The sequence below is a fragment of the Erythrobacter sp. S227 genome, assembly GCF_057364925.1.
This window is the reverse complement of the sequence record NZ_CP200280.1, coordinates 2,227,683-2,238,993: the sequence shown is the minus strand read 5'-3', so window position 1 is coordinate 2,238,993 and position 11,311 is coordinate 2,227,683. Positions and strand designations below refer to the sequence as shown.

The window sequence follows — 11,311 nt, the reverse complement described above, 5'->3', positions numbered from 1 at the left end:
GAAAAACAGTCCTAAAGCGACGGGATGTAACAAAACCCGCACAATATAGGCAATTTGGTCACACTTTTTCGAGTTCCAGCTGCCTCTCGTCGCTCGACGCCTCAAGCAGAACAGCTTCGATCTCGGCCAGACGCTGCGGCAAGGTGACTTTCGAGCCTGTCAGATCGGTCACGTAAAACGTGTCTGCCGCGCTTTCGCCATAGGCGGTGATATGGGCAGATTGGACAATGAGGTTGCAGGTAAAGAGAGCGTGCGCCAACCGGTTTAGAAGCGCCGGCCTGTCGCGGGCGGTGACTTCGATCACGGTAAAGCGATTGGACGCTTTGTTGTCGAAGTTCACCGTTGGTGCGACCGCAAATGCCTTGGCCCGCGAATGGGAAAGCGGCCGCGCTGCCAGTTTGGGGACCAACTCGACTTGCGCAAACAAGGCATCGTGAATGCCTTTCTTGAGCCGGGCAATCTGGGCAGGCTCCCTGAAAGGTCCATTGCTCAGATCCTGCACCAGGAAATTGTCGATCGCATAGCCATTGGTCGCGGTATGGATGCGCGCGTCAATGATATTGGCGCCCGCCAAATGAATGCCGCCTGCGATACGATAGAACAGCCCGGGATGATCGCTTGCGATGACGCTGACGAGAGTTGCGCCGCGTTCCTCGTCAACCTCGCAGTGGATCGAGAGCCGTTCTTCAAGGCGGCGCGCCTCTTCATACTGGATAAGGTTTTTGGCGATGATGTCTTCAGGTTCTGCAATCCAAAAGGCATCGGACAAAAGGTCGCCGACTTCTTGGGTGAGATAGGCCTTTTCGCCCAAAATCTCGCTCACCGCAGTCTTGCGTGCGGTGACACGGTGTTCCCGCCCGTTGCGTTTGTGACCAAGGCGCAGGCGTTCTTGAGCGGCGTCATAAAGCTCGCCCAGAAGCTGCCCTTTCCAGCTGTTCCAGGTGCCGGGGCCCACAGCGCGAATGTCGACGCAGGTGAGGATGGCGAGATTGCGCAAACGTTCAACCGATTTCACCTCGGAGACAAAATCCTCAATCGTCTTGGGATCGGTGAGGTCGCGTTTTTGCGCGGTTGAACTCATCAGCAAATGTTGCAGGATCAGCCATGCGACCAGATCGGTCTCTTTTTGGTCAAGGCCAAAACGTGGGCAAAGCTTATGCGCGATGTCTGCACCGATCACCGAGTGGTCACCGCCGCGCCCCTTGCCGATATCGTGGAGCAGCACCGCCACATAAAGCGCACGGCGCGAGCCCACCTTGTGGATCTGTTTGGTGGCGCGCGGGTGATCGGCTTTCAACTGGCCGCGCTCGATTTGGCTGAGAAGGCCAATCGCGCGGATGGTGTGTTCATCCACGGTATAGTGGTGATACATGTCGAACTGCATTTGCGCGTTCACACGGCCAAAATCAGGCACGAACCGGCCAAACACACCCGCTTCATTCATCCATCTCAGAGCGCTTTCGGGGTCTTTGCGTCCACAAAGCACATCGAGGAACATCGCATTGGCGCGCGGGTCCGATTTGACGTCCTTGTCGATCAGTTTTGCATCACGGTTCGCCTGCCGCATGGTCTCCGGGTGAATTTCAACCCCTTGATCCTCTGCGATCTTGAAGATTTCGATCAGGCGAACCGGATCTTCGATAAACCATTGGTCGCTCGGCGCTTTGATCTTGCCTGCATGGATGCGGTAGCCTTTGTGCATGCGCGGCTTTGAGGACCATCCGGCGAAGAAGCCTTTGGCAACGCGCTTCCTGGCAAGTTTCGCGTCCAGTTGTGACAGGAAAACACCGGTCAGGTGGCCGACCCGTTTCGCTTGCAAGAAGTAGTATTGCATGAAGCGTTCGACCGCGCTTTTGCCGGGGCGGTCGGCGAAATTCATGGCGGTCGCAACCTGGCGTTGAAGATCAAAGGTCAACCGGTCTTCGGCCCGCCCCGTGATGGAATGCATGTGGCAGCGCACCGCCAGCAAGAACCCTTCAGCGCGGCGAAAGCTGCGATATTCGCTCTTGGTGAAAAGCCCGCCATCGACCAGCTGCGATGCGCTTTCCACCCGGTGCACAAATTTGCCAATCCAATAGAGCGTTTGCAGATCGCGAAGGCCGCCTTTGCCCTCTTTGATGTTAGGCTCCACCACATAGCGGCTGTCGCCCATACGTTTGTGGCGGGCGTTGCGTTCTGCCAGTTTCTCGGTGTGGAATTGTTGTTCGTTTCCGCGAACCACATCGGCCCAGAACCGGTCACGCAATTCCTCGTAAAGCTCTTTGTCCCCCCAGATCAAGCGCGCTTCAAGCAGAGCGGTGCGGATCGTCAGATCCTCTTTCGCCATGCGCATCGTGTCGTTGATCGTGCGGCTGGAATGGCCAACCTTCAGCCCCAGATCCCACAGGAGATAAAGCATCGCCTCGATCACCTGTTCGCACCAGGGCGAGCGTTTCAGCGGTGTGATAAAGGCAAGATCGATATCGGAATGCGGCGCCATCTCTGCCCGGCCGTATCCGCCAACCGCCAGAACCGAGAGGCGCTCTGCCGTGCTGCGATTGGCAACGGGGAAGACGTAAGAGACGACATAATCATGGATGACGCGGATCAGTTGATCGGTCAGAAAGGCGTAGCCAAGCGTGATCTCATGCCCTGCCGAGGGCTTTTCTTTAAGCCGCGTTTCAAGCTCGGCGTGCCCCGCTTCCAGAGCTTGCTTTAGCTCGGCCAATATATGCGGCCGGGCCAAATCGCGGTGTTCGTCAACGAGCTGATCGAGAGCAGCGGCAAGCGCGCGCCGATCGAGGATTGCACGTTGACGCGGGACGCGCCGACTGGCTTCAGCCCAGTAGGTCATGGCGCGTCCCCCACATCACAAGATGCGGACGTATCAGGCAGCAGCGGCGACCTGTTCGGTGTAGTGCGCGCGCAGGGTTTTCTTGTCGATTTTCTGCGTACCAAGGCGTGGGAGTGCTTCATCGACTACCCAGATATGCTCTTCCAAGGGAACCTTGAAGGGGGCAATGTTGGAAAGCAGGAATTCGCGAAGCTGCGCAGCGCTGATCGGATCGCGGCCTTCTTTGACGTTGAAGACGCAGGCGGGCACTTCGCCCATGCGTTCATCCGGCAGGCCAAAGACCGAACATTCGGCAATATCGCTATGCGCGTAAATCGCGTCTTCGACCTCGATACAGGTGATGTTTTCACCGCCGCGGATGATGATGTCCTTCTTGCGGTCGACGATATAAAGATAGCCGTCTTCATCGACATAGCCGAGGTCACCCGTTCGGAAATACTGGTCGTCGGTGAAGGCAGCTGCAGTTGCCTCTTCATTGCGCCAATAGCCGCGGAAATTGGCAACCGAGCGGATGCAAACCTCGCCAATGCCGCCTTGCGCGACAGGATTGCCATCGTCGTCAAGGATCGCAAGATCCACCAGCGGCTTGGACGCTTTGCCGGTTGAATTGGGCTTTGCGAGATAGTTTTCGTTGAAGTTCCCGCAGCCCACCGCATTGGTTTCGGTAAGGCCGTAGCCCAGAAGCGGAAAGCCGCCAGGCAAAGCTTCTTTGATGCGGGTGACGTGCTCCACCGGACGCGGCGCACCGCCAGCGGCAAAGCTCTTACATGCGCTCAGGTCATAGTCCTTAAGGTCGGGATGTGTCGCAATCTCATAGCTCATAAGAGGTACACCTACGAAATAGGTGACCTTTTCTGCGTCCATCAACTGGATCGCGTGGAGCGCATCCCATTTGGGCATCAGGACGAGCTTGCGCGCAATTGCATAGGATTGCAGGAACAGCGGAATAGCGCCGGTCACATGGAACAGCGGCACAGCAACCAAAGCACATGGCTGCGCGCTCATGTCTTCGCCTCTACCTTCCATAAGGACCTTGGCCATCGCGCTTTGGGCGACGTAATTCATAACGCCGGACACAACGCCGCGATGGTCAGAATAGGCGCCTTTGGAATTGCCGGTCGAACCCGATGTATAAAGGATGGTGGCAAGGTCATCCGGGCCGATTTGGCCCAGCATTGCCATCGCAGCCGATGCCTCAAAGCTTTCCGGTGCGCGCCACACATTGGCAAGACCTTCGTGCGGAGCATTGTGATCCATCATCACCAGCTTTGCCGAGTGATCGGTGCCCTCAAGCCGCTTTGCCCGGCCTGCATCGGCAAGAACGATTTTGCACTCTGCCAGACGGATGCCGTAAGCAAGCTCGTCGCCTGACCAAAAGCCATTGAGCAAGGTCACACAGCCGCCCGCCATAGCGATGCCCATGTAGGCGATCATCCAATTGGCCGAGTTGCGCGCCGCAATCCCGATCCGGTCGCCTTTTTCAACGCCGTGGTCTTTCGCAAGGCTTTCCGCAACGCAAACAGCGGCCTGATAGGTCTCGCCAAAGGTCAGCCGCAATTCGCCATCGACTATAAACGGCACATCTTTGTGTTCGTTACAAAAGTGCGCGAAATAATGCGCCAAGGACGGCGGAGCGGTCGTGAACGCAGGGATTTGCGTACCCTCACGATCAATCGGCGTGGTGTGAAATGGCTGACCTTCTTTGGTCAGCTCGATCATGATTGCGTCCAGGGCATTGTCCAGCTCGGTGGCCATGCGAATTTCTCTCCTCACTTCGCTCCTTTGACAGAAGCGTTACTCGATCCCGCCTATTTGTCGATTCGTTATCGACCGGGCAATAGGCCATATGGCGCAAATGCCACGATGTTCGACCAAGGTGATTGCCGGGGCGTTCGGCAAAGCCCTTTGCGCGCAGCCACAGGCTGTGCCAATAGCGTCGGAAACATCGTGTCGTGGCCGACACGCACACAGCTTTAAGAGGTTCCCTTCGTGCTGTCACTACTTGCTGCAAGCAGCGTTCTAAATCTTGCTGCCGTGAGCAGCGCTGCCGCCGATCCGATTTATTGGTCTGACCTCGGCATGCGCCCCTATCTCTTCGAAATCGGCTCGTTCCAGCTGCGCTATTATTCGCTCGCCTATCTGATCGGCGTAATCTTTGCATATTGGCATACGTCCAAAGCGATCAAGACACCCGGCGCGCCCATGGCGCAGCGTCATGCGGATGATCTGTTCTTCTACTGCACGCTCGGTGTGATCCTTGGCGGGCGGCTTGGATATGCGGCATTTTATACCGGCGGCGATACGGTCGAGCCGAGCCTCTTCACCGACTTCTCTGGAGATGGCTTTGTTAGCTGGAAGCTGCTGCGCATGTGGGATGGCGGCATGAGTTTTCATGGCGGCGTGCTCGGCGTGCTTGCGGCAATCGCATGGGTGACATGGCGCGATAAGTTGAACTTCCTGCGTGTCTTTGACTACGTCGTTGTCAGTATCCCGATGGGTATGCTGCTTGGCCGCCTTGCCAATTTCAACAATGGTGAATTGTGGGGCCGGGCAGCCGATGTACCATGGGCGATGGTGTTCCCGGACGCACGCGCAGGCGAAATCGCGCGCCACCCAAGCCAGCTTTATCAAGCCGGGCTCGAAGGCCTGCTCCTGCTTGTCGTCCTGATGCTGCTTTTCTGGAAAACACGCGCACGTTTTCGCCCCGGTCTTTTGGTGGGTGTTTTCACTTTCGGAATGGGCTGCGCGCGGTTCTTCAACGAATTTTTCCGGCAACCTGACGAACAATTGGCTGACTTGGTGGCACAAACTGGTTTATCCATGGGTCAATGGCTAAGCATTCCCATGATACTGACCGGATTGATTGTCGTGATTTACGCCCTGACGAGGGAGCCGGTGGGCTCGGGGGCGAAGGCGGCGGCCTGAACGGGTTGGGGGTTATTACCCTGCGCACCGCGCGCGCAGCGACCCTTCGATTGATCGAGCCGGACGGCAGCATGGCAGTTGTCCTGACCAAGGCGCCTGTTGCCCCCGTCGCACCTGCGCCACAGGCGAAACCGGATGCGGACAGCGCTTCATCCGTAGAAGCGGCTGCTCTGGTAAAAGCCCTCAAAGAGGAAGAAGACGCCCGGATCGCCGAAGAAAAGGCGCAGGCGAAGGCGGACGCCGAGAAGAAGGCGAAGGCCGAGGCGGCGCAAAAGGCCAAGGAAGAGGCCGAGGCTAAGGCCGAAGCAGAGGCCGAAGAACGGGCTAGGGCCGAGAAAGAGCGTAAGGCGAAAGAGGCCGCTGAGGCAAAAGCACGCGAACTCGCCGAGGCAAAAGCGCGCCAGGAAGCCGAAGAAAAAGCGCTCGCGGAGGCTGAAAAGAAGGCTCAGCAAGAGGCTGCGCGCAAGGCAAAAGCCGAAGCGGAAGCCCGCGCCAAAGCTGAGGCAGAAGAAAAGGCCCGCAAAGAGGCGGAAGCCAAAGCAAAGGCCGAGGCCAAGAAGAAGGCTGAAGCCGAAGCAAAGGCCAAAGCAGAAGCAAAGGCCAAAGCAGAAGCAGAGCGCAAAGCCAAGGAAGCAGCGGCCGCCAAGGCCAAAGCCGAGGCAGAAGCGGCTCGTAAAGCCAAAGAAGAAGCCGAGGCGAAAGCGAAAGCGGCAGCAGAGGCCAAAGCCAAGCGCGAAGCCGAGAAGAAGGCGAAGCTGGAGGCTGAAAAAAGGGCAAAGGCTGAGGCTGCTGCCAAAGCCAAGGCCGAGGCAGAAGCGAAGAAGAAGCGCGAGGCAGAGGAAAAAGCGAAGCGTGAGGCTGAAGAAAAAGCGCGGCTAGAAGCGGAGAAGAAGGCCAAAGCTGAGGCCGAGCGCAAAGCTAAGGAAGAAGCAGAAGCCAAGGCCAAAGCGGACGCGGCGGCCAAAAAGAAAGCCGAGGCCGAAGCCCGCAAGAAAGCGCGCGCAGAGCAAAAGGCCAAAGAGAAAGCACGCGAGAAAGCCCAAGCCAAGGAGCTTGCCGAGGCGGCAGAGAAGGCCAAAAATCTTGGGGCAACCTTCCGCCGCCTGATCCGCGAAACCGGACCGATCAGCCTTGCGCACTACATGGCCGAAAGCAACGCGCGCTATTACACCAGCCGCGATCCTCTGGGCGAGGAAGGCGATTTCATCACTGCACCCGAAGTCAGCCAGATGTTCGGTGAGCTTATCGGTCTTTGGTTTGCCGATCTCTGGGTCAAAATGGGCGCGCGCAAACATATACATTACGTTGAGCTTGGCCCGGGCCGCGGCACGCTTTCAAAAGATGCTCTGCGAACCGCGGCGCGCTATGATTTTGCGCCTGTCGTGCACTTTGTCGAAACATCGCCAGCGCTTCGCAAAATCCAGAAGGAGGCGTTCCCGGACGTCATCCATCACGATGATATGTCCACTCTACCCGATGATGCGCCTTTGTTGATCGTGGGCAATGAATTTTTCGACGCGCTGCCGATCCACCAGCTGATCCGCTCTGCCAATGGCTGGCACGAACGAATGGTTGGTCTTGATGGCGATGACTTTGTTTTCGTTGCCGGCGATAAACCGATGGATGCGATCGTCCCCAAAGGCTGGAGAAGCGCAAGTCAGGGCACCATGATCGAGACAAGCGCGGCGGCATCAACCCTGATGGGCGAGATCGCCACACGGTTGAAAAATCAGGGCGGGGCTGCGCTGATCATCGATTACGGCCCGTTCGAGGCGCGTTCGGGTTCAACCCTTCAGGCATTGAAATCGCACGAGAAGGTCGATGTGTTCGACTATCCCGGACAAGCCGACCTCACGGCCCACGTCGATTTTGAAATGCTCAAAGATGTGGCTGATGCCCAAGGCGCCGATGTGATGGGCGTTGAAATGCAGGGCGAATGGTTGAGGAAAATGGGCATCGATGTGCGCATGGAAGCTCTCCAGCGACAAAACCCGGGCGAAGCGGACAAGATCAAACGGCAATACGACCGCCTTGTCGGTGACGGCGAGATGGGCCTGTTGTTCAAAGTGCTTGGCGTTTGCGGGCGAAGATGGCCCGACGGCGTTGGTTTTGATTGATCGGGGGTAACTTTCGCAGGTCCTTGCGCGAACCCTAAATGACCCTCAGGAGAAATTGCATGGCCCAGCGCTTGATTTTGTCACTTTCAATGGCCGGAGCCGCCTTGCTCGCTCTTCCTGCACAGGCTTTGGCGGCCGATTCCATTGCTGGCCGCTGGATCACCGAAGACCGCGATGCCGTGGTTGAGATCAAGCAATGCGGCAATGTGACTTGCGGCCGGATCGCGCGTTTCCTGATCACGCCTCCTGACGGCGCGGACCAGCGCGACATCAACAATCCCGATGCAAACTTGCGCAAACGCAAGCTTTTGGGCCTGCCGATCCTAACCCAGTTTCGCGAAGATGGCAGCAAATGGCGCGGGCGAATCTATGATCCCAACAACGGGAAGAGCTACCGTTCGGTTATTGAGCGAAAAGGTGCCAACACCATCGAGGTGAGCGGCTGCATCGGACCGTTTTGCCAGACTCAAACCTGGCGCCGCGCGCGTTAGAGCCCGATCTTTTTCGCCAGTTCTTCAGCCGCTTCTTTCGGGCTAAGCTTGCCCTCACCCTCACGGTCCACGGCGTAGTTCGCCTCTCGCATTGCCTCGACGGAAATCGCTCCGATTAAGGGCTGAAGCGCGGCGGCAATTTCTGCATCATCAGCGATGCGCGGGCTCATCATCAGCATGGCATCATAGCTGGGCAGGGCTTCGCGCGGGTCTTCGAGCACCACCAGATTGTCCGCCGCAATCCGCCCGTCTGATGTGTAGGCGCTGATCGCGTCGGCCTCGCCGGATTTCAGCGCATTGTACATGAAGGTGGGTGAGAAATTGCGGGTCTCGCCCACGCGCAGGCCGTATGCCTCGCGCACCGCGATCCATTCGGGCCGCTCGAAAAATTCAGGGTCCCCGCCAAGGGTCAGCTGCGGCGCGACCGCGACCATGTCCTCTAGGCTGGTGATGCCCAGTTCCGCCGAACGATCAGCACGCATCGCAAAGGCATAAGCGTTCTCGAACCCAAGCCGCCCGAGCACGCGCACGCCGGTGTTTTCGCGCTCCCATCCGACGATGGTTTCATACATCACCTCGCGCCCCGGATTGTCGGTGCGCTCCAGCTCATTGGTCCAGATCGTACCGGTGTAATCGACCGAGATATCGATGTTGGAGGAGGCAACCGCGCTGTGCACGACGGCGGACCCCAAACCATCGCGGTAAGCGACTTGGTAGCCCGCTTTTTCCAGCTGCGCGCCGATCAATTGGGCTAGGATATATTGCTCTGAAAACTGTTTCGAGGCGATGATGATGGTGTCGTCATCCTCCCCGCCGCCTTGCGCAAACAGCGCCGCACCAAGACCAAGCGCGACCGCCGCAAGGCCTGCGCCCCATTGCCATTTGCGCCGGTTGGCAATGCCATTTTCGATCATGCCCAAAAGCGCATCGACGACCAAGGCAAGCCCCGCGCTCGCGATACAACCTGCCACCACCAGCGCCCAGTTCTGGGTTTGAAGTCCGGCAAAGATCGGATCGCCAAGGCTGGGTTGTCCGATAGTGGTCGAGAGCGTTGCTGCGCCAATGGTCCAAACGCTAGCCGTGCGGATGCCTGCCATCACGAAGGGCGCGGCAAGAGGCGCTTCGACAAGGCGCAGTTTTTGCGTGGCTGTCATGCCAACCCCGTCGGCGGCTTCGAGCACTTGCGGGTCGAGATTGGCCTGCGCTGTGACGGCGTTTCGAAGGATTGGCAGCAAGGCGTAAAGCGCAAGAGCCAGCAATGCGGGTAGGAAGCCGAGCGTCGGGAGGTCTTCTCCAAAGACTGCTCTGAGACTTAGCAATATCGGGAAGAACAGGGCCAGCAAGGCCAGCGCTGGAATGGTCTGAACAAGGCTCGCGAAGCCGAGGGCAAAACGCGATACGGTTTGAGACCGGCTGGCCCACACGGCGAGCGGCAATGCCACCAAAATGCCAAGCCCAATCGCGCTTGCAGCAAGCACAATGTGGCTGGCAAACTTGTCGCCAAGGCCAAGCAGAATGTCGAAGATCTCGCTCACGCTGGACCCGCTTTTTGGGGCGCATCTTCCATATGCGCCAAGCGTTCGGCTTGTTCCCGGGGCACCGCGACCAACCCTTGCGCAATCTCTCCGCCATCGCCTTTCAGAAGAGCGCGGGGGCTTTCGTCTGCGACCAAAGCGCCGCTGTCCATCACCAGAACCCGGTCCGCCAAAAGCAGCGCTTCTGCCATGTCGTGTGTGACCATAATGGTGGTGAGACCAAGCTTTGCGTGAAGCTCGCGCACTTTCTCGCCCAAGGCATCACGCGTAATGGGATCGAGCGCCCCAAAGGGTTCGTCCATGATCAGCAGTTCGGGGTCATTCGCGAGTGCCCGCGCAACGCCAACGCGCTGACGCTGACCACCTGAAAGCTCATCCGGCATCCGGCTGGCCATATCAGGCTCAAGCTCGACCAGTTCGAGCAATTGCGTGATCCGCTCTGCAGGCAAAGTCTCACCCGCAAGGCGTGGCCCGATTGCGATGTTCTCGCCCACGGTGAAATGGGGGAAGAGACCGATCCCCTGGAACACGTAGCCCACCCGGCGGCGCAGTTTCGCCTGGGGCAGGGTCGTCACGTCATCGTCGCCAAACAGCACCCGGCCACCGGTAGGCTCGACCAGCGTATTGACCATCTTCAGAAGTGTTGATTTGCCGGACCCCGATGACCCGACAAGCGCCACAAAACTGCCCGCCGCAATATCGCAGGTGACACCGCCCACAGCGATCACATCGCCATAGTGCCGCTCTGCCGCTTCAAAGCGGATAAGCGCTTCGCCCGCGCTGTGATCGGATGCGTCTGTTTGGATGGCCTGCCCCTAACCCTGTCCGAGCTCAGCTGCTCTCGCTAACGTCTTCGTCCGCAGGTGGCGGCGTGTAGGTAATGGGCTTGATCTCGACCCGCTTGCCACTGGCGCTTGTCACGATGATCGACCCGTCTTTGTCCGGCCGGCCCGCCGACCAGCACCGTCCTTGTCCAGCATCAGGCGAAAAACACACGGAACCATCGGGACGCCGTTCCCAATCGCCCGTGTCCATCGCAGTACCATTGCGAAAATCGCGGTAGCGCCCGCCGGTATCGAGGAAGGTCGTCTGCACCGACCCGTCACTGCCAACGCTAAGCCAACCGGTATCCGCCATCAGCATCGGTTCTGCCGGTGTTTCACTTGCCGCAGCAGTGCTTTCGCCCTGCTCTTCGGCTGCCTCCGCATCGCCCGAACCATCCTCGGCTGGCGCACAAGCGGCAAGAGCCAGAATGCCAAGGGGAGCGAGAAGGCGGATGGGGGTAAAACGTAAAGCCATGATGAGACCAGCCTAGAGCGCAAATCGTCTCAGGCCAAGCGCTGTGCTACGATCCGCATGGAAGCGCGTCACATCATTGGCCTTTGCCAACAAGATTGCTAATGCGCGCAA

At 58.4% G+C, this 11,311-nt stretch carries 8 protein-coding genes; 3 read left to right on the top strand and 5 right to left on the bottom strand.

All coding sequences use genetic code 11. The features are described 5' to 3' along the window. Positions 1 to 58: 58 nt before the first annotated feature. Together AC0V6Q_RS10540 and AC0V6Q_RS10535 are read right to left on the bottom strand one after the other, a co-directional pair. Positions 59 to 2,833: a [protein-PII] uridylyltransferase gene (locus tag AC0V6Q_RS10540; protein ID WP_486168336.1), complete on the bottom strand. Its 2,775-nt coding sequence runs from the start codon at positions 2,831 to 2,833 to the stop codon at positions 59 to 61. A 33-nt stretch (positions 2,834 to 2,866) separates the two neighbouring features. Then, positions 2,867 to 4,588 carry a class I adenylate-forming enzyme family protein gene (locus tag AC0V6Q_RS10535; protein WP_486168335.1) on the bottom strand — a complete coding sequence of 574 codons (1,722 nt, stop codon included), beginning with the start codon at positions 4,586 to 4,588 and terminating at the stop codon, positions 2,867 to 2,869. A 234-nt stretch (positions 4,589 to 4,822) separates the two neighbouring features. Here AC0V6Q_RS10535 and lgt point away from each other — a divergent pair, with 234 nt between their 5' ends. From lgt to AC0V6Q_RS10520, 3 genes are read left to right on the top strand one after another with little or no spacing between them, the layout of a single operon-like run. Beyond that, positions 4,823 to 5,758: a prolipoprotein diacylglyceryl transferase gene (gene lgt, locus AC0V6Q_RS10530; RefSeq protein WP_486168334.1), complete on the top strand. Its 936-nt coding sequence runs from the start codon at positions 4,823 to 4,825 to the stop codon at positions 5,756 to 5,758. Further along, a complete protein-coding gene (locus tag AC0V6Q_RS10525) occupies positions 5,662 to 7,875 on the top strand; it encodes a class I SAM-dependent methyltransferase (RefSeq protein ID WP_486168333.1) in 2,214 nt (737 codons plus the stop codon). The genes lgt and AC0V6Q_RS10525 overlap by 97 nt, the downstream gene beginning before the upstream one ends. A 59-nt stretch (positions 7,876 to 7,934) precedes the next feature. Then, positions 7,935 to 8,366 carry a DUF2147 domain-containing protein gene (locus tag AC0V6Q_RS10520; RefSeq protein WP_486168332.1) on the top strand — a complete coding sequence of 144 codons (432 nt, stop codon included), beginning with the start codon at positions 7,935 to 7,937 and terminating at the stop codon, positions 8,364 to 8,366. Here the strand turns inward: AC0V6Q_RS10520 and AC0V6Q_RS10515 are convergent. The 3 genes from AC0V6Q_RS10515 to AC0V6Q_RS10505 all read right to left on the bottom strand — a co-directional run bounded on the left by AC0V6Q_RS10515 (position 8,363) and on the right by AC0V6Q_RS10505 (position 11,200). Next, positions 8,363 to 9,901 (bottom strand): ABC transporter permease/substrate-binding protein, encoded by a 1,539-nt coding sequence (locus tag AC0V6Q_RS10515; protein WP_486168331.1) that lies wholly within the window; start codon positions 9,899 to 9,901, stop codon positions 8,363 to 8,365. The two genes, AC0V6Q_RS10520 and AC0V6Q_RS10515, sit on opposite strands and share 4 nt — an antisense overlap. After that, complete coding sequence (locus AC0V6Q_RS10510) at positions 9,898 to 10,629, bottom strand: ATP-binding cassette domain-containing protein (protein WP_486168330.1); 732 nt, start codon at positions 10,627 to 10,629, stop codon at positions 9,898 to 9,900. Before AC0V6Q_RS10510 ends, AC0V6Q_RS10515 begins: the two co-directional genes overlap by 4 nt. 103 nt (positions 10,630 to 10,732) lie before the next feature. Beyond that, positions 10,733 to 11,200 carry a hypothetical protein gene (locus tag AC0V6Q_RS10505; RefSeq protein ID WP_486168329.1) on the bottom strand — a complete coding sequence of 156 codons (468 nt, stop codon included), beginning with the start codon at positions 11,198 to 11,200 and terminating at the stop codon, positions 10,733 to 10,735. Positions 11,201 to 11,311 lie beyond the last annotated feature (111 nt).

Bases quoted from the DNA above. Each gene is read 5' to 3' on its own strand.
- AC0V6Q_RS10540 (WP_486168336.1), bottom strand. From the start codon at position 2,833: ATGACCTACTGGGCTGAAGCCAGTCGGCGCGTCCCGCGTCAACGTGCA.
- AC0V6Q_RS10535 (WP_486168335.1), bottom strand. From the start codon at position 4,588: ATGGCCACCGAGCTGGACAATGCCCTGGACGCAATCATGATCGAGCTG.
- AC0V6Q_RS10525 (WP_486168333.1), top strand. From the start codon at position 5,662: ATGGCTAAGCATTCCCATGATACTGACCGGATTGATTGTCGTGATTTA.
- AC0V6Q_RS10520 (WP_486168332.1), top strand. From the start codon at position 7,935: ATGGCCCAGCGCTTGATTTTGTCACTTTCAATGGCCGGAGCCGCCTTG.
- AC0V6Q_RS10505 (WP_486168329.1), bottom strand. From the start codon at position 11,200: ATGGCTTTACGTTTTACCCCCATCCGCCTTCTCGCTCCCCTTGGCATT.